Source organism: Pseudomonas sp. DWP3-1-3b3, from assembly GCF_049896305.1.
GTDB classification, from domain to species: domain Bacteria; phylum Pseudomonadota; class Gammaproteobacteria; order Pseudomonadales; family Pseudomonadaceae; genus Aquipseudomonas; species Aquipseudomonas azotoformans_A.
Map to the genome: position 1 here is coordinate 281,332 of NZ_JAFCUA010000007.1, position 16,816 is coordinate 298,147.

General features: G+C 59.1%; 18 protein-coding genes. 3 read left to right on the top strand and 15 right to left on the bottom strand.

The genetic code is table 11. The annotated features are described in order from the left end of the window. Window positions 1-2: 2 nt before the first annotated feature. From ACP7BX_RS22200 to ACP7BX_RS22210, 3 genes are all read right to left on the bottom strand, one after another. Window positions 3-758 carry an alpha/beta hydrolase family protein gene (locus ACP7BX_RS22200; protein ID WP_033897979.1) on the bottom strand — a complete coding sequence of 252 codons (756 nt, stop codon included), beginning with the start codon at window positions 756-758 and terminating at the stop codon, window positions 3-5. Then, a complete protein-coding gene (locus ACP7BX_RS22205; RefSeq protein ID WP_426131768.1) occupies window positions 748-1,857 on the bottom strand; it encodes a DUF3182 family protein in 1,110 nt (369 codons plus the stop codon). The genes ACP7BX_RS22200 and ACP7BX_RS22205 overlap by 11 nt, the downstream gene beginning before the upstream one ends. Window positions 1,858-2,028: 171 nt before the next feature. Beyond that, window positions 2,029-2,988: a GlxA family transcriptional regulator gene (locus ACP7BX_RS22210; protein WP_426131770.1), complete on the bottom strand. Its 960-nt coding sequence runs from the start codon at window positions 2,986-2,988 to the stop codon at window positions 2,029-2,031. A 96-nt stretch (window positions 2,989-3,084) separates the two neighbouring features. Here ACP7BX_RS22210 and ACP7BX_RS22215 point away from each other — a divergent pair, with 96 nt between their 5' ends. After that, window positions 3,085-3,645 (top strand): cysteine hydrolase family protein, encoded by a 561-nt coding sequence (locus ACP7BX_RS22215; RefSeq protein ID WP_033897983.1) that lies wholly within the window; start codon window positions 3,085-3,087, stop codon window positions 3,643-3,645. A 21-nt stretch (window positions 3,646-3,666) separates the two neighbouring features. Here ACP7BX_RS22215 and tam read toward each other — a convergent pair whose 3' ends face one another. Beyond that, entirely contained in the window at window positions 3,667-4,428 is a 762-nt protein-coding gene (tam, locus tag ACP7BX_RS22220; protein WP_426131772.1) for a trans-aconitate 2-methyltransferase, read from the bottom strand. A 101-nt stretch (window positions 4,429-4,529) separates the two neighbouring features. Between tam and ACP7BX_RS22225 the strand changes: the two genes are divergently transcribed. Further along, window positions 4,530-5,438 carry a LysR family transcriptional regulator gene (locus ACP7BX_RS22225; RefSeq protein WP_314533590.1) on the top strand — a complete coding sequence of 303 codons (909 nt, stop codon included), beginning with the start codon at window positions 4,530-4,532 and terminating at the stop codon, window positions 5,436-5,438. A 19-nt stretch (window positions 5,439-5,457) separates the two neighbouring features. Here the strand turns inward: ACP7BX_RS22225 and ACP7BX_RS22230 are convergent, their stop codons facing one another. The 3 genes from ACP7BX_RS22230 to ACP7BX_RS22240 form a co-directional block, all read right to left on the bottom strand. Then, on the bottom strand, window positions 5,458-6,282 hold the full coding sequence (locus ACP7BX_RS22230) for a hypothetical protein (RefSeq protein ID WP_314533591.1): 825 nt from the start codon (window positions 6,280-6,282) through the stop codon (window positions 5,458-5,460). Between the two features lie 111 nt (window positions 6,283-6,393). Then, complete coding sequence (locus tag ACP7BX_RS22235) at window positions 6,394-6,909, bottom strand: single-stranded DNA-binding protein (protein ID WP_017849542.1); 516 nt, start codon at window positions 6,907-6,909, stop codon at window positions 6,394-6,396. A gap of 9 nt (window positions 6,910-6,918) precedes the next feature. After that, window positions 6,919-8,313, bottom strand: a complete 1,395-nt coding sequence (locus ACP7BX_RS22240; RefSeq protein ID WP_010206876.1) for an MFS transporter — start codon at window positions 8,311-8,313, stop codon at window positions 6,919-6,921. 178 nt (window positions 8,314-8,491) lie between these two features. Between ACP7BX_RS22240 and uvrA the strand changes: the two genes are divergently transcribed. Then, window positions 8,492-11,326: an excinuclease ABC subunit UvrA gene (gene uvrA / locus ACP7BX_RS22245; RefSeq protein WP_033900046.1), complete on the top strand. Its 2,835-nt coding sequence runs from the start codon at window positions 8,492-8,494 to the stop codon at window positions 11,324-11,326. Between the two features lie 66 nt (window positions 11,327-11,392). On the opposite strand, the gene bfr is transcribed toward uvrA, so the two are convergent. The 8 genes from bfr to rpmJ form a co-directional block, all read right to left on the bottom strand. Beyond that, window positions 11,393-11,857 (bottom strand): bacterioferritin, encoded by a 465-nt coding sequence (gene bfr / locus ACP7BX_RS22250; protein WP_033900044.1) that lies wholly within the window; start codon window positions 11,855-11,857, stop codon window positions 11,393-11,395. Window positions 11,858-12,012: 155 nt separating this feature from the next. After that, window positions 12,013-13,461 carry a catalase gene (locus tag ACP7BX_RS22255; RefSeq protein ID WP_426131775.1) on the bottom strand — a complete coding sequence of 483 codons (1,449 nt, stop codon included), beginning with the start codon at window positions 13,459-13,461 and terminating at the stop codon, window positions 12,013-12,015. Window positions 13,462-13,698: 237 nt separating this feature from the next. Beyond that, the gene (gene rplQ, locus ACP7BX_RS22260; protein WP_003176402.1) at window positions 13,699-14,085 is read right to left on the bottom strand and encodes a 50S ribosomal protein L17; all 387 of its coding nucleotides are present in this window, start codon (window positions 14,083-14,085) and stop codon (window positions 13,699-13,701) included. 41 nt (window positions 14,086-14,126) lie between these two features. Beyond that, window positions 14,127-15,128 (bottom strand): DNA-directed RNA polymerase subunit alpha, encoded by a 1,002-nt coding sequence (locus tag ACP7BX_RS22265; protein WP_003176403.1) that lies wholly within the window; start codon window positions 15,126-15,128, stop codon window positions 14,127-14,129. Between the two features lie 22 nt (window positions 15,129-15,150). Further along, window positions 15,151-15,771, bottom strand: coding sequence for a 30S ribosomal protein S4 (gene rpsD / locus ACP7BX_RS22270; protein WP_003176404.1), 621 nt, complete (start codon window positions 15,769-15,771; stop codon window positions 15,151-15,153). 18 nt (window positions 15,772-15,789) lie between these two features. Then, complete coding sequence (rpsK, locus tag ACP7BX_RS22275) at window positions 15,790-16,179, bottom strand: 30S ribosomal protein S11 (protein WP_002555466.1); 390 nt, start codon at window positions 16,177-16,179, stop codon at window positions 15,790-15,792. A gap of 30 nt (window positions 16,180-16,209) precedes the next feature. Next, entirely contained in the window at window positions 16,210-16,566 is a 357-nt protein-coding gene (gene rpsM, locus ACP7BX_RS22280; RefSeq protein ID WP_003194635.1) for a 30S ribosomal protein S13, read from the bottom strand. A 129-nt stretch (window positions 16,567-16,695) separates the two neighbouring features. Continuing rightward, window positions 16,696-16,812: a 50S ribosomal protein L36 gene (gene rpmJ, locus ACP7BX_RS22285; protein WP_002555468.1), complete on the bottom strand. Its 117-nt coding sequence runs from the start codon at window positions 16,810-16,812 to the stop codon at window positions 16,696-16,698. Between the last annotated feature and the right edge of the window lie 4 nt (window positions 16,813-16,816).

The following is a 16,816-nucleotide window of genomic DNA, read 5'->3' on the forward strand; positions in this document are numbered from 1 at the left end:
CTTTACTGGGACTGAATGATGCTCAACCGTTCGCCCACCACCATCTCGGTGATCCAGTCCACCAGGATTGAGGTGTAGGCCTGTTGGGACACCGGATCGCTGAGAGAATGGTCGGCACCGTCGATGATGCGATGGGTCAGTGAGTGGGTCTGCTGGCACGCCGCACGGTAGCTCATGATAGTGGCGTGGGGCACGTGGTCATCGGTTTCCGATTCGACGATCAATACATCACCGGTAAACGCAGAGCACGCGTGCAAGGCGCGATTGGTTTCGGCGTGGACCAAGGTGCTGCGGTAATCCATCAGGTCGGCCTTATCCAGATCACGCTTGGGTTTGAGCCATTCCTGATCGCGGTACAACGCCGGCACGCGCAGCGCCAGCCAGCGCACCGGGCGCAATGAGGTGAGAATCGCCGCAAGGTAGCCGCCGTAACTGGTGCCCACCACCGCCACCGCCGAGGTGTCGATGGCGGGGTGCGACAGCAGTCGATCATAGGCCGCCAGCAAGTCGCGCAGGTTGTCTTCGCGGGTGACGCGGGACAATGGAATGCCCGTGCCGGCGTGCCCGCGCAGGTCGAAGGTCAGGCACACGCAACCCAAGCCGGCGATGCCTTTGGCGCGTTCCAGGTCTCGCTCCTGGCTGCCGCCCCAACCGTGCACAAACAACACGCCGGGGACTTTGGATTTAGGGCTGAGGAAGGTGCCGCTCATCTGTTCGTCGTCGATATCGATCGCAATGCTTTCGCTTTTAGCCGTCATAAGCCTTAACCGTCACGTACTTGAGAAGAAACTCGCTGTTTTCCGCCGGGCCGCGATACACCTCGATGGCATTGGCCGGCAGCGGTTGGTCCACGTAGGTTTCCACCGAGGACACATGGATCGCACGCAGGCCAGGGTTGTTGATAAAACTTTGCAGCGCCGCGACTTCCGCGCTGCTGGCCCCGCCCATGCGCCAGGATTGTTCGAGTACACCGCTGCGGCGTTGGCCGTTGCTGTCCAGGCCCTGAGCGATGTCGTAGTTGCGCCGTGATGCGTAGAAGCCGGGGTAGGCCTCATCGGCAGCCGCATCGAAGACCTGGGCTTGTTCGATGGCTTCGCGTACGTCGTTGGGCAGTTCGAGTTGCAGCAGGTCGTCGTAGTGACCGGGCACTACCAACAGGTTGGAGCCGCCGTAGACCTCTTCGCCCTGCCCGTCCTTCGTCAGGTATTGCTCGCCGCAGTAGCTGAACACGTGATCGCCGATAAAGCTTTGGCCAACGCTGTGGGTGATCACATCGTGCAGGTCCTGCTCCAGCACCACCCCTTCGTTGAAGAGTTTCGCGGCATCCGGTCGCGCCAGCACCGCTTCGAATTCATCCAGGCTGTGGATAACTTCCTGGCCTCGACCCGCGCAGGCGTGCACGGGTTTCAAGCGGATGGGGCCGCTGTGGAGCAAGCGTGTGGCGGCGGGCCGTGCGTCTTCCAGTGCAAAGACGCTCAGACCGTCCAGCACGACTTTTCGTACACGCTCGCAAAACAACGCCGACCAACCTTGCGGCGCTTTGGCTTCAGGACTGAGCAAGCCATGACTGATGGCTTTGGTGCAGATGAAGTCGTGATTGACGTAACCGCCCCACAAATCCTCTGGCCCCTTGATGTTAAGCGCTCGGGCCTGGGCCGGGCCGACCAGGGTCTGCGTAGGCAGCAAATACAGCGCCCGCCCCGCGTGCAGATCAATGTCGTAGCTGCCGCCGAACTTGAGCCCGAGGATCTGCGCCAGCCAGCGCGCCAGAGCGCGGTTGGTTTCGACCTCATGCAGCGGCGCGCCCTCACGTGTGGAGTGAGCAACCACCAGCTTCTTGCGTTGAGTCGGGGTCATGCGTCCCCCTTGGCCATCCCGCCATGTGTGTAGACGGAACGTTGCAGAGATCAGGCCAAGGCGCATTAGGACGGGATTGCATTCAAATCAATCGGTTGCCGAAAAACCGATGGCAGTTGGCCTGTTTTATTCTGCACGACCACCCGTTAATGCGGCGGCGTTCTGCACGATTCACACGCCGAATCGGCTGCGATAATCGCTGGGCGTCAGTCCGGTGATCTTCTTGAAGATGGCGCGAAAGGCACTCGGGTCCTGGTAGCCGACGGTCCAGGCGATATGGTCGATGGTGCCGTTAGTGAATTCGAGCATCTGCCGTGCCTTGCCCACCCGCAAATGCTGACAGTACTCGGTGGGCTTCAAACCGGTGGCGGTGCGAAAGCGCCGTAGGAAGGTGCGCTCTTCCAAACCGGCTTCCCGAGCCATCGCCGCCAGGGATACATCCACCGCGCCGCTGGCCTGCAACCCGTGCTGAACCTTGAGAATGGCCGCGTCGCCGTGGCCGAGAATCGGCGCGAAGTTACTGCCGCATTGGCTGGCGCTGTCACTGTGCTCGATCACCAGGAAACGCGCGGTATCGGCCGCGATGCTCGGGCCCATCAGGCGGTCGACCAGGCGCAGGCCGAGTTCGGACCAGGCCATCAGGCCGGCGGTGGTGATCAAGTCGCCGTCATCAACAATGGGTTTATCCGCCTCCAGGCGCACCGCCGGGTAACGGGCGGCGAAGGATTTGGCGGAAGACCAATGCGTTGTGGCACTGCGTCCGTCGAGCAACCCGCTGCGCGCCAGCATGATCGAGCCAATGCATACACCGCCCAGCACAGTACCTGCAGCGTGTTGCTGGCGAATCCACTCCAATAGCGCGGGGGGCGCCTGCTCCTCGGTAAACTCACCAATCGACGGTGGCACCAGCACAGCCATCATCGGTTGCTCGGAGCCAGGATGGCTGCTGAATACGCGCGCCGGTTTGCCGGTAAGATCCATCTGCCAATGGCTGACCCGCAGCAACGGCAATTGCGCGGACTGATGCTCGGCGGCGATGCGGTTGGCCACGCCGAACAGGTCGGTCAAGCCATGCACGGCCGCCAACTGCGCACCTTGGTAGATCAACACGCCCAGCTCGACGACCACCATTGTCAGTTTTCCCCCTGTTATTGTCGGTGCAGCCAATCCCCGGTGCAGGCGCCAGCTAAGATACTGGGCCCATCAACCCATCACGAGGCAACACACATGGCCAAGCAAGCGCTCATCCTAATCGATATCCAGAACGACTACTTCCCTCAGGGCAAGTGGCCACTCGACGGCGTCGACGCCGCGGCAGACAAGGCCGCGCAAGTGCTGCAGGCGTTTCGCCAGGCGGGTGACGCGGTGATTCATGTTCGCCATGAGTTCACCTCCGAGGACGCGCCGTTCTTCACGCCAGGTTCCGAGGGGGCACATCTGCATTCCAAAGTGCTGAACGAAGGCAATGAGCCGGTGGTGCTTAAACACTTTGTGAATGCGTTTCGCGAAACCCGGCTGCGCGAACTGCTGGAACAACGCAGCATTACCGACCTGGTGGTGGTCGGCAGCATGAGCCATATGTGTATCGACGCTGTGGTGCGGGCGGCGGCGGATCTGGGCTACAAGGTCACGGTGATTCATGACGCGTGTGCCACGCGGGACCTGGAATTCAATGGGCAGGTGATTCCAGCGGCTCAAGTTCACGGGGCGTACATGGCCTCGCTGGCGTTTGGGTATGCGGGTGTAGTGTCGGCGGATGAGTACTTGAAGGCACAAGCGGCGGCTTGACCGCCACTTGGCTTTTAGGCGTTAGCGAGTCGCGATGATGAACAGGCGCGGAAACGGCAGCAACACCGTGCCATCAGCCAATGCGGGATAGGCCTTGATAATTCGCGCCTGGTATTCCTGTAGGAAAGCGGCTTTTTCGCTGTCGGTCAAAGGCGCGAGGAACGGCCTCAGCGCCGACGCCTTGAACCACTCCACCACCGCCGCGTGATCCGCCAACGGGTGCTGATAGGTGGTGCGCCACACATCGACGGTGCTGCAATGTTTGCTCAGCAGTTCGTAGTAGTAGCTCGCCGTGTGGCGTTCGTTATGTTTGACCGCAGCGATCTTGCCCGCCCACGGCCCCTCTGCCGCGACTTCGCGGGCAAGCCGGTGGGCGGGCTCATCGAGATTGTCCGGGGTTTGCACCGCCAGCGTGCCACCCGGCGTCAGTTGTTGGACCAGGTGCGGATAAAGCGTGGCGTGATCCGGCAACCACTGCAGGGATGCATTGGCCAGGATCACATCGAAGGTTTGTGCAGGTTTCCAGTCACCGATATCCGCCAGTTCAAAGTTCAGCGCCGGCAGCCGTTTGCGGGCGTCCACCAACATGTCATCGGAGCTGTCCATGCCGGTGACATGTGCCTGCGGGAAGCGCTCGGCCAGCACTTCGGTGGAGTTGCCGGGGCCGCAGCCCAGGTCGACGGCGTTGCGCACCTCGGTATTCGCAATGGCCGCGACCAGGTCACGGACGGGACGGGTGCGCTGCTGTTCGAACATCGTGTATTGCTTGGCTGACCAGGTCATCACGGCTTTCCTTCTTTTTGAGGTTGGCCACAGCCTAAATCTTGTGAGCCATGAGAACAAATGCCAGGATTGAAGCCCTCCCATACCTCAAAAGTATTCCTATGCTGGAGCTTCGCCAACTCAAGGCCTTCGTTGCCATCGCAGAAGAAGGCTATATCACCCGCGCAGCCGAACGCCTGGGCATGCAGCAGCCACCGTTGACGCGGATGTTGCAAAGCCTTGAGGCCGAATTGGGCGTGGTGTTGATGGAGCGCCTGCCCCGTGGCGTTCGCCCCACCACCGCCGGGCTCGCGTTGCTGGATGAGGCGCGGGAAATCCTCGCACAGGCTGAAGGCGTCGCGGATGTAGTCCGCCGTGCCGCACGCGGCGAACGTGGCCGGCTGGCCATCGGCTTTACGAGTTCGGCTGCCTTGCATCCTTTTGTACCGAGTGTGCTGCGGCTGTTTCGCGAAACCTTTGTCGGCGTAACAGTCGTGCTAGAGGAAGCCGGCACCGGCGAGTTGCTGGACGCATTGGTACACGAAAAACTCGACGCGGCGTTTATCCGCTCGCCTCTCAGCGGGACACAGTCGCTGCAAGACGAACCCATCCTGGTGGAGCCGATGCTGCTGGCGCTGCCCACCGATCACCCGCTGGCGCTTGATGCAGGCTCTCCCCTGCCCTTGAAGGCACTGGCGACCGAATCTTTCGTGCTTTATCGCCGGCGCGTGGGGCTGGGGTTGTATGACGCGATCCTGGTGGCGTGCCGCGAAGCTGGGTTCAGCCCGCAAGTGGTGCAGGAAGCCCCACGCATGACCGCAACATTGAGCCTGGTGGCGGCGGGACTTGGCGTGTCCATCGTGCCGGCGTCGATGCAGCGGTTGCGCGGGGACGGCATCGTGTATCGGGAATTGACGGAGTGCCGCAGCCTGGTGGCACCGCTGCATTTGGCGACGCGGATCGATGACGGTTCGGCGGTGTTACGCCGGTTCAAGGATATGGTGGTGACGGCGGCCGTTGCGGACGCCTGATCACCCCTGGAGCGCCGCGTTATTTCATCCGTGTCAGCGTGCTCATGTAGGGATCGCCATTGAGGATGAAATCCTCACGCAGGCGGCCATTGGGCATCGGCTCAAGGCTGGTCGGGGTCTGCAGCCGGTGTTTGGGAGAGCGGAACATCGCTTCATTGTCCGAATAGGTGTAACGCTGGAAGTGCAGCACATCGCCCACCCAGCGGACGTCGTTATAAAGGTAATGCCAGTTCTGGTCGCTGGGTGTGCTCAGGTAAAAGCCACCGCTGGCATCCCGTGCGATGGTGACCATCAATACATTGTCGGAGCCCCATGTGCCGGCGTAGCGCTCCATGCCCGGATGTTCGGGAATGGCTGGGGCGGCCACGAAATCGCTGGCCGCGTAGGGTCTGATGCGGGCCTGTTCAGCCTTGAGCGCCGGGTAGCGTTCGCAGACTGAGTCTATCGTGTCGACTTTTTCAAAGTCGTACCTGATCGTCATCCCATCGGTCCGGCTGGTGAACTGCATGAACTCAGGGGAGAAGACCAGCACCTTCAGTTCGAGGGTTTTGGACGGCAATATCATGTTGATCACCTGACCATCGTCCGTCACGGAATAGCCCATCACATCGGGCGGACTCTGGCTGGCCTTTACGCAATCGAATGCGTGCAGCACCAGTTGGCCGTCGGGCCTGAAGTCAGCCACCGTCGTTTGCCCTTCGTTCAACGCCTGCATGGCCCAGAGGCCGATAATCTGGCTTTTGTCATCAGCGAGGGAAGCGGCGGGCTTCGGGCTGGCCTGGAGTGCAGTGCAGCCGGTGAGTAGAACGGTGCTCAATAGGCATGAGAGAAGGCGGTTAGACACAGGTTCGTCCATGAATGTTTGGCGCGCGTGCGCGTGCGGGGGTCAACAAAAAGCCCCTGGAGCGAGGCTCAGGGGCTTTTCGGGAAACACTCAACAACTTGGAGCCGTATCCTAGAACGGGATATCGTCATCAAAGCTGTCGAAATCCGCAGCCGGTTGCGGAGCAGCCTGTTGGGGCGCTGGACGCGACTCACGCTGTGGCTGCTGGCTTGGCTGTGGACGGGACTGCTGTGGACGCGGTGCCGAGTTGGACATGCCGCCCTGGCCCTGTTGATCGCCCTGTGGACGGCCGCCCAGCAGTTGCATGGTGCCTTGCATGTCGACCACGATTTCGGTGGTGTAACGCTTGATGCCGTCTTTTTCCCACTCGCGGGTCTGCAGCTTGCCTTCGATGTAGACCTGCGAACCTTTGCGCAGGTACTCACCGGCGATCTCGGCCACCTTGCCGAACATCGACACGCGGTGCCATTCGGTTTTCTCGACCTTCTGGCCAGTCTGCTTGTCGGTCCACTGTTCGCTGGTCGCCAGACTCAGGTTGGTCACGGCGTTACCGTTAGGCAAGTAGCGAACTTCGGGATCCTGACCGCACGTACCGACCAATATGACTTTGTTAACCCCACGGGCCATAACGTTCTCCTAGGCTGGGCGCGCTGTCGGCACTGGGTTGACCAGTTGCTCGAGCGTCGCGCGATCCAATAATTCGGTGTCCAATTTGATGTAAATGGCCGCCTCTTCCGCGACCACGACTGCATCTGTTACCCCTACGACTGCCTTGAGGCGCTCTACCAGACCGCTTTCGCGGATCGCCTCAGGCGATAGCGGCAAACGCAGACTTGTGACGTAGGGAGGTTCGCGCATGGTAACAGCAAAGGCCAGCCAAAGTGCAGCCAGCCCGGCGCATCCGAGGAAGACAACCGACAAACCGCCATGCTGGAACATCCAGCCCCCCATGATGCCGCCCAGTGCAGAACCGAGGAACTGGCTGGTGGAATACACCCCCATCGCCGTGCCCTTGCCGCCGGCCGGTGAAACTTTACTGATCAGCGAAGGCAATGAAGCCTCCAGCAGGTTGAACGCGGTGAAAAACACCACCGTGCCGATTACCAGCGCCCGCAGGCTGTCGCCGAACTGCCAGAAGAATAGCTCAGTGAGCATCAGCGTCGTGACGGCGCCGAGCAGGATTCGTTTCATTTTGCGTTTTTTCTCGCCATAGATGATGAACGGGATCATGGCGAAGAACGAAATCAACAGCGCAGTGAGGTAGACCCACCAGTGTTGTTCCTTGGGCAGGCCGGCTTTTTCCACCAAGGCCAGGGGCAAGGCGACGAAGCTGCACATCAGCATCGCGTGTAATACGAAGATACCTAAATCCAGGCGCAGCAGATCCGGATGCTTGAGCGTCGGCAAGAGCGCCTTGCGTGCGACGCCCGACTCGCGATGCTGCAATGTGCCGGTGGAGCGCGGCACCATGAAGGCCACGATCACGATGCCGAACAGCGCCATGCCGCCGGTGGCGAGGAACAGTCCATGCAAGCCGAACGCACGGGTCAGCAAGGGACCGACCACCATGGCCACGGCAAACGACAGGCCGATAGTCATGCCGATCATGGCCATGGCCTTGGTGCGGTGTTGTTCGCGGGTCAGGTCCGACAGCAAGGCCATTACCGCCGCGGAAATCGCTCCGGCGCCTTGTAGGATACGTCCGGCAATCACGCCCCAGATGGAATCGGATTGAGCCGCGAGCACACTGCCGAGGGCGAATACGATCAGCCCGAGGTAGATGACCGGGCGGCGGCCAATACGGTCGGAAATGATCCCGAAGGGAATCTGGAAAATCGCCTGGGTCAGGCCGTAGGCGCCAATAGCCAGGCCAATCAATGCGGGGGTCGCGCCTGCGAGATCCATTCCATAGGTCGCCAACACCGGCAACACCATAAACATGCCCAGCATACGGAAGGCGAACACCAGGGCCAGACCGCTTGCCGCTCGGGTCTCGCCGCTACTCATGCGTTCGCTGTGGGGATCGTGCATGGAAAAACCTCGTGTGAACCGGCGGCGATTCTACCAGTCCCATCGATTGAGAGGGTATATGCGGCGGTTTGCCGCGCAGCTTTCATCTAAGGCTGCAAGCGGCCTTTTGACAGTGTATATTCATCCAGTCTTTAGCCGTATACTCCGGCATTATTTACGCCCGCCGTGCGAGGCCATCTTGGACAAGATCCTGATTCGTGGGGCTAGAACCCACAACCTGAAGAACATCGACCTGACCCTGCCCCGGGACAAACTGATCGTCATCACCGGCTTGTCCGGGTCCGGCAAATCGTCCCTGGCGTTCGACACGCTGTATGCCGAAGGCCAGCGTCGCTATGTGGAGTCGCTGTCGGCCTATGCTCGGCAGTTCCTGTCGATGATGGAAAAACCCGACGTCGACACCATTGAAGGCCTGTCGCCGGCAATCTCCATCGAGCAGAAGTCGACCTCCCATAACCCGCGCTCCACCGTGGGCACCATCACCGAAATCTACGACTACCTGCGCCTGCTGTACGCACGTGTGGGTATTCCGCGTTGCCCGGACCACGACATTCCCCTGGAAGCCCAGACCGTCAGCCAGATGGTCGACCTGGTGCTGGCCCAGCCGGAAGGGGCCAAGCTGATGCTGCTGGCGCCGGTGATCCGCGAGCGCAAGGGTGAACACCTTTCCGTCTTCGAAGAGCTGCGGGCCCAGGGTTTTGTGCGCGCGCGCATCAACGGCAAGCTCTATGAGCTGGACGAAGCGCCGAAGCTCGACAAGCAGAAGAAGCACTCGATTGACGTGGTCGTCGACCGCTTCAAGGTGCGCGCCGACCTGCAACAACGCCTGGCGGAATCCTTCGAAACCGCGTTGAAGCTGGCCGACGGTATCGCCTTGGTTGCACCGATGGACGACGAGCCGGGCGAAGAGATCATCTTCTCCGCGCGCTTTGCTTGCCCGATTTGCGGCCACGCCATCAGCGAGCTAGAACCCAAGCTGTTTTCCTTCAACAACCCCGCCGGCGCCTGCCCGACTTGCGATGGCCTGGGCGTGAAGCAGTTCTTCGATATCAAGCGCCTGGTCAATGGCGACCTGACGCTGGCGGAGGGCGCGATACGCGGCTGGGACCGGCGCAATGTGTACTACTTCCAGATGCTCGGGTCGTTGGCGTCGCACTACAAGTTCAGCCTGGAAGTACCGTTCAACCAGCTGCCGGCCGATCAGCAGAAGGTCATCCTGCACGGCAGCGGTTCGCAGAACGTCGACTTCAAATACCTGAACGACCGTGGCGACATCGTCAAGCGCTCCCACCCGTTCGAAGGCATTGTGCCAAACCTGGAGCGCCGCTACCGCGAGACCGAATCGGCCAGCGTGCGTGAAGAGCTGGCGAAATTCCTCAGCACCCAGCCTTGCCCGGATTGCCGCGGTACTCGCCTGCGTCGTGAGGCGCGGCATGTGTGGGTGGGCGAGAAGACCTTGCCGGCGGTGACCAACCTGCCGATCGGGGATGCCTGCGAGTACTTTGGTGTGCTCAAGCTGACCGGGCGCCGTGGGGAGATCGCCGACAAGATCCTCAAGGAAATTCGCGAGCGATTGCAGTTCCTGGTCAACGTGGGCCTGGATTACCTGTCGCTGGATCGCAGCGCCGATACCCTGTCCGGCGGTGAAGCCCAGCGGATTCGCCTGGCCAGCCAGATTGGTGCGGGTCTTGTGGGTGTGTTGTACATCCTCGATGAGCCGTCGATTGGCTTACACCAGCGCGACAATGATCGCCTGCTGGGCACGTTGAAACACCTGCGGGATATCGGCAACACGGTTATCGTGGTCGAACACGATGAAGATGCGATTCGCCTGGCGGATTATGTGGTCGACATCGGCCCGGGCGCGGGCGTGCATGGCGGGCATATTGTCGCTGAAGGCACGCCGGCTGAAGTCATGGCGCACCCGGATTCGCTGACCGGTAAGTACTTATCTGGCCGTGTGAAGATCGAAGTGCCGGCCAAACGCACACCGCGTAACAAGAAGCTGGCACTGCACCTCAAGGGCGCACGCGGTAACAACTTGCGCAATGTCGACCTGGAAATCCCACTGGGCTTGCTGACCTGTGTGACCGGTGTTTCCGGCTCGGGTAAATCGACGCTGATCAACAACACGTTGTTCCCTTTGAGTGCCACCGCCCTGAACGGCGCGACCACCTTGGAAGCAGCGGCGCACGACAGCATCAAGGGCCTGGAACACCTGGATAAAGTGGTCGATATCGACCAGAGCCCGATTGGCCGGACGCCACGCTCCAACCCGGCAACCTACACCGGTTTGTTTACGCCTATTCGTGAACTGTTTGCCGGGGTTCCGGAATCCCGCTCACGGGGTTACGGGCCAGGCCGGTTCTCGTTCAACGTCAAGGGCGGGCGCTGTGAAGCGTGCCAGGGCGATGGCTTGATCAAGGTTGAAATGCACTTTCTCCCGGACATCTACGTGCCGTGCGATGTGTGCAAGAGCAAGCGCTACAACCGCGAAACCCTGGAGATCAAATACAAGGGCAAGAGCATCCACGAAACCCTGGAGATGACCATCGAGGAAGCACGGGTGTTCTTCGACGCGGTCCCGGCGTTGGCGCGCAAGCTGCAAACACTGATGGACGTGGGCTTGTCCTACATCAAACTGGGCCAGTCAGCGACTACGCTGTCGGGGGGTGAGGCGCAGCGGGTGAAGTTGTCTCGCGAGCTGTCCAAGCGCGACACCGGCAAGACTCTGTACATCCTCGATGAGCCGACCACCGGCCTGCACTTCGCGGATATCCAGCAGCTGCTGGACGTGCTGCACCGCCTGCGCGACCACGGCAACACCGTGGTGGTGATCGAGCACAACCTTGACGTGATCAAGACGGCCGATTGGCTGGTGGACCTTGGGCCGGAAGGCGGCTCCAAAGGTGGCCAGATCATTGCCGTGGGCACGCCGGAGCAGGTTTCCGAAATGCCGCAGTCGCACACCGGTTACTACTTGAAACCATTGCTGGAACGCGACCGGGCCTGACTTTTTCGGGCCCAATGAAAAGCCCCTGTCACTTTACGGTGACAGGGGCTTTTTTGTAGCCGGGAATCAGAACTGCGATTGCAGGTAGTTTTCCAGACCAATCAGCTTGATCAGGCCCAACTGCTTTTCCAGCCAGTAGGTGTGATCTTCTTCTGTGTCGTTCAACTGCACCCGCAGGATTTCACGGGTGACGAAGTCGCTGTGCTGCTCACAGAGCTCGATGCCCTTGCAGAGCGCGGCACGGACCTTGTACTCGAGGCGCAGGTCGGCAGCGAGCATGTCAGGAACTGTGGTGCCCACATCCAGGTCATCCGGACGCATACGCGGCGTGCCTTCGAGCATGAGAATACGGCGCATCAGTGCGTCGGCGTGCTGTGCCTCTTCTTCCATCTCGTGGTTGATACGTTCGTAGAGCTCGGTAAAGCCCCAGTCTTCGTACATGCGCGAATGGATGAAATATTGGTCACGAGCAGCCAGTTCGCCCGTCAGCAACGTGTTGAGGTAATCGATTACGTCGGGGTGACCTTGCATCGCCCTACATCTCCCTGCTTGAAAGTCTGTAGTTTGAACCATGATGACTTGAAGGTCACGGGATCAACGGCAGAAAAGTGATGTTTTTCGGAGAAAAGTAGCTGAAATAACGCAAAAACCGCCCAAATGAGGGCGGTTCTGCTTATCGTTTAGAGTCAGTTAAGCGATACACCCAGCGCCTTTGCGATTGCTTCTCCATAAGCCGGATCGGCCTTGTAGAAGTGCTGCAGTTGACGTTGAACCACATCACTGGAAACGCCACCCATCGCGCCGGCGATGTTGTTGGTGAGCAAAGCTTTCTGCTCATCGTTCATCAGGCGGAACAGCGCACCGGCGTGGCTGTAGTAATCGGAGTCTTCACGGTGATCGTAACGGTCAGCCGCGCCGCTAAGGGCCAGTGCCGGCTCCGCATACTGAGGTGCTTGCTTCGGCGCATCGGCGTAGCTGTTTGGCTCGTAGTTAGGCGCTGCGCCGCCGTTGCTACCGAAGGCCATCGAACCATCACGCTGGTAGCTATTCACCTGGTTACGCGGGGCATTCACCGGCAGTTGCTGGTGATTGGTGCCAACGCGATAGCGGTGGGCATCGGCGTACGCGAACACACGACCTTGCAGCATGCGGTCTGGCGACAGGCCGACGCCTGGAACCATGTTGCTTGGGCCGAATGCGGCTTGCTCGACTTCAGCAAAGTAGTTCTGCGGGTTACGGTTCAGCTCCAGCTCACCGACTTCGATCAGCGGGAATTCCTTCTGCGACCAGGTTTTGGTCACATCGAAAGGGTTCTCGTAATGAGCGTTGGCCTGGGCCTCGGTCATGATCTGGATGCAGACGCGCCATTTCGGGAAGTCACCTCGCTCGATCGCGCCAAACAGATCGCGCTGGGCGTAATCAGGGTCAGTACCAGCCAGGCGAGCAGCTTCAGCCGGCGCCAGGTTCTTGATGCCCTGCTTGGTCTTGTAGTGCCACTTGACCCAGTGACGCTCGCCCTTGGTGTTAATCAGGCTGTAGGTGTGACTGCCGAAGCCGTGCATGTGACGGTAGCCATCAGGGATGCCACGGTCCGAAAACAGGATGGTGACCTGGTGCAGCGCCTCTGGAGAGTGCGACCAGAAATCCCACATCATTTGTGCGCTTTTCAGGTTGCTTTGCGGCAAGCGCTTCTGCGTGTGGATGAAGTCCGGGAACTTCAACGGATCGCGAATGAAGAACACCGGGGTGTTGTTACCCACGATGTCCCAATTGCCTTCTTCGGTGTAGAACTTCAAGGCGAAACCGCGTGGGTCGCGCTCGGTATCAGCCGAACCGCGCTCACCGCCTACGGTGGAAAACCGCAGGAAAGTAGGAGTTTGCTTGCCCACCGACTCGAACAGCTTGGCGCTGGTGTACTGCGTAATGTCTTGGGTGACCGTGAAAGTGCCGTAGGCACCAGAACCCTTGGCGTGCACACGGCGCTCAGGGATATTTTCACGGTTGAAGTGAGCGAGCTTCTCGATCAGATGAAAATCGTCGAGCAGCAACGGGCCGCGTGGGCCGGCGGAACGTGAATTCTGGTTGTCCGCAACGGGGGCGCCGCTGGCGGTGGTAAGGATTTTATTCTGGCTCATGCTCAATTTCCCTCAGGTCGGACTTGGAACTGCCGGCTAATCGGCTTGGAAGGAGTATTGATCATCAACATGACGCCTACAAATTCATTAAATTGTAGGCATCGATAGATAATTTCTAACGAACACTCCAACCCTATAGTGCCAAGCACAACCCTCGGAAGCTTGTATCGAGCACGCTTTGATCACGGGCACAAAAAACCGGGCACTAGGCCCGGTTCTTCGTTACAGCTTGTCGTCTTACTCGGCGCTTACAGCTTCGCCGGCAGTAGCACGATCAACCAACTCGACGTACGCCATAGGCGCGTTGTCGCCAGCGCGGAAACCGCACTTGAGGATGCGCAGGTAGCCACCCTCACGGGTAGCGTAACGCTTGCCCAGGTCGTTGAAGAGCTTACCAACGATAGCTTTCGAACGAGTACGGTCGAAAGCCAGACGGCGGTTAGCCAGGCTGTCTGTCTTGGCCAAAGTGATCAGCGGCTCAGCAACGCGACGCAGTTCTTTAGCTTTCGGCAGTGTAGTTTTGATCAGCTCGTGCTCGAACAGCGACACCGCCATGTTTTGAAACATGGCCTTGCGGTGCGAGCTGGTACGGCTCAGGTGACGACCACTTTTACGATGACGCATGGTTCATTCCTTACCAAACTCACGTTCGGTGATTACGACGATCAGGCAGTCGCCTTGTCGTCCTTCTTAAGACTTGCAGGCGGCCAGTTGTCGAGGCGCATGCCGAGGGACAGACCGCGGGAGGCCAGAACGTCCTTGATTTCAGTCAAGGATTTCTTGCCCAGGTTCGGAGTCTTCAACAGTTCTACTTCGGTACGCTGAATCAGGTCGCCGATGTAGTAAATGTTTTCCGCCTTAAGGCAGTTAGCCGAACGTACAGTCAGTTCCAGATCGTCAACCGGGCGAAGCAGGATCGGATCGATCTCGTCTTCCTGCTCGATTACCACTGGTTCGCTGTCACCTTTGAGGTCGACGAACGCAGCCAACTGCTGTTGCAGGATGGTTGCAGCGCGGCGGATAGCCTCTTCAGGATCCAGAGTACCGTTGGTTTCCAGATCAATAACCAGCTTGTCCAGGTTAGTACGCTGCTCGACACGGGCGTTTTCCACCACGTATGCGATACGGCGAACCGGGCTGAACGAAGAGTCAAGCTGCAAGCGACCAATGCTGCGGCTTTCGTCTTCATCGCTCTGACGCGAGTCGGCCGGTTCATAACCACGACCACGAGCTACGGTGAGCTTCATGTTCAGGGCGCCGTTAGACGCCAGGTTAGCGATTACGTGATCGGGGTTAACGATCTCGACATCATGATCCAGCTGAATATCGGCAGCGGTAACCACCCCCGAACCCTTCTTCGACAAGGTCAGCGTAACTTCGTCACGGCCGTGCAGCTTGATAGCCAGACCTTTAAGGTTCAACAGGATTTCAATTACGTCTTCCTGTACACCTTCGATGGCGCTGTACTCGTGGAGCACACCGTCAATCTCGGCCTCGACTACTGCACAGCCGGGCATTGAGGACAACAGGATGCGGCGCAGCGCGTTGCCCAGGGTGTGGCCAAAACCACGCTCGAGAGGCTCGAGAGTAATTTTGGCGCGGGTTGGACTGACAACCTGCACATCAATGTGGCGGGGTGTCAGGAACTCATTTACCGAAATCTGCATGGATGCACCTATTTTCTAGCCCTTACTTGGAGTAGAGCTCGACAATCAGGCTTTCGTTGATGTCGGCGGACAGATCACTGCGAGCAGGAACGTTCTTGAAAACGCCCGACTTCTTCTCAGTGTCTACTTCTACCCATTCTACGCGGCCACGTTGGGCACACAGATCGAGAGCTTGGACAATGCGAAGTTGGTTTTTTGCTTTCTCGCGAACTGCGACCACGTCACCAGCACGAACCTGGTAGGACGGGACGTTTACGGTCTGACCGTTAACGCTGATCGACTTGTGCGATACCAGCTGACGGGATTCGGCACGAGTCGAACCAAAGCCCATACGGTATACAACGTTGTCCAGACGGCATTCGAGCAGTTGCAGCAGGTTTTCACCGGTTGCACCTTTCTTGCCAGCAGCTTCTTTGTAGTAGCCGCTGAACTGACGCTCGAGAACGCCGTAGATACGACGGACCTTCTGCTTTTCACGCAGTTGGGTGCCGTAATCGGACTGGCGACCGCGGCGTTGGCCGTGGATACCAGGTGCTGCTTCAATGTTGCACTTCGATTCGATCGCGCGCACGCCGCTCTTCAGGAAGAGATCGGTGCCTTCGCGACGAGCGAGTTTGCATTTTGGACCAATGTAACGAGCCATTCTTTACAATCTCCTGGATTACACGCGGCGCTTCTTCGGCGGACGGCACCCGTTGTGCGGGATTGGCGTCACGTCGGTGATGCTGGCGATCTTATAGCCACAGCCGTTCAAAGCACGGACAGCAGACTCACGACCTGGACCTGGACCCTTGACGTTAACGTCGAGGTTTTTCAGGCCGTATTCCAGCGCAGCTTGACCAGCACGTTCAGCAGCTACTTGAGCAGCAAACGGGGTGGACTTGCGGGAACCGCGGAAACCCGAACCACCGGAGGTAGCCCAAGAAAGCGCGTTACCTTGACGGTCGGTGATGGTCACGATTGTGTTGTTAAAAGAAGCATGGATGTGGGCGATGCCATCAACCACTGTCTTTTTAACTTTTTTACGAGGACGAGCAGCAGGTTTTGCCATGATAATTTTCCTGTCGATTCGCTGGGGCGATTACTTGCGGATCGGCTTACGCGGACCTTTACGGGTACGCGCGTTAGTCTTGGTACGCTGACCGCGTACTGGAAGACCACGACGATGACGCAGACCGCGATAGCAACCGAGGTCCATCAAACGCTTGATTTTCATGTTGATTTCGCGACGCAGGTCACCTTCAGTGGTGAACTTCGCCACTTCGCCACGCAGCTGTTCAATCTGCTCGTCGCTCAGATCCTTGATCTTTGCGGCTGGGTTTACCCCAGCAACTGCGCAAATTTTCTGCGCAGTAGTGCGACCAACACCATAGATGTAGGTCAGCGAGATAACAGTGTGCTTGTTATCTGGAATGTTAACGCCTGCAATACGGGCCATTCAGTGGGACTCCAATTGACAGCTACCTACGCCCCGGAAGCCAAGAAATAGGGCGCGAGATAATATCGCTGTAATAACAAATAATCAACCCGGCAGCGCACTAGCTGCCGGGCTTCAAGCGGATCACACTCAGCCTTGGCGCTGTTTGTGACGCGGTTCCGCGCTGCAAATTACTCGAACAACACCTTCGCGGCGAATAATCTTGCAGTTACGGCACAGCTTTTTCACCGATGCACGAACTTTCATCACC

Coding starts and splice junctions, on each gene's coding strand:
- ACP7BX_RS22200 (WP_033897979.1), bottom strand. CDS start 758: ATGACGGCTAAAAGCGAAAGCATTGCGATCGATATCGACGACGAACAG.
- ACP7BX_RS22205 (WP_426131768.1), bottom strand. CDS start 1,857: ATGACCCCGACTCAACGCAAGAAGCTGGTGGTTGCTCACTCCACACGT.
- ACP7BX_RS22210 (WP_426131770.1), bottom strand. CDS start 2,988: ATGGTGGTCGTCGAGCTGGGCGTGTTGATCTACCAAGGTGCGCAGTTG.
- ACP7BX_RS22215 (WP_033897983.1), top strand. CDS start 3,085: ATGGCCAAGCAAGCGCTCATCCTAATCGATATCCAGAACGACTACTTC.
- tam (WP_426131772.1), bottom strand. CDS start 4,428: ATGACCTGGTCAGCCAAGCAATACACGATGTTCGAACAGCAGCGCACC.
- ACP7BX_RS22225 (WP_314533590.1), top strand. CDS start 4,530: ATGCTGGAGCTTCGCCAACTCAAGGCCTTCGTTGCCATCGCAGAAGAA.
- ACP7BX_RS22235 (WP_017849542.1), bottom strand. CDS start 6,909: ATGGCCCGTGGGGTTAACAAAGTCATATTGGTCGGTACGTGCGGTCAG.
- ACP7BX_RS22240 (WP_010206876.1), bottom strand. CDS start 8,313: ATGCACGATCCCCACAGCGAACGCATGAGTAGCGGCGAGACCCGAGCG.
- bfr (WP_033900044.1), bottom strand. CDS start 11,857: ATGCAAGGTCACCCCGACGTAATCGATTACCTCAACACGTTGCTGACG.
- ACP7BX_RS22255 (WP_426131775.1), bottom strand. CDS start 13,461: ATGAGCCAGAATAAAATCCTTACCACCGCCAGCGGCGCCCCCGTTGCG.
- rplQ (WP_003176402.1), bottom strand. CDS start 14,085: ATGCGTCATCGTAAAAGTGGTCGTCACCTGAGCCGTACCAGCTCGCAC.
- ACP7BX_RS22265 (WP_003176403.1), bottom strand. CDS start 15,128: ATGCAGATTTCGGTAAATGAGTTCCTGACACCCCGCCACATTGATGTG.
- rpsD (WP_003176404.1), bottom strand. CDS start 15,771: ATGGCTCGTTACATTGGTCCAAAATGCAAACTCGCTCGTCGCGAAGGC.
- rpsK (WP_002555466.1), bottom strand. CDS start 16,179: ATGGCAAAACCTGCTGCTCGTCCTCGTAAAAAAGTTAAAAAGACAGTG.
- rpsM (WP_003194635.1), bottom strand. CDS start 16,566: ATGGCCCGTATTGCAGGCGTTAACATTCCAGATAACAAGCACACTGTT.
- rpmJ (WP_002555468.1), bottom strand. CDS start 16,812: ATGAAAGTTCGTGCATCGGTGAAAAAGCTGTGCCGTAACTGCAAGATT.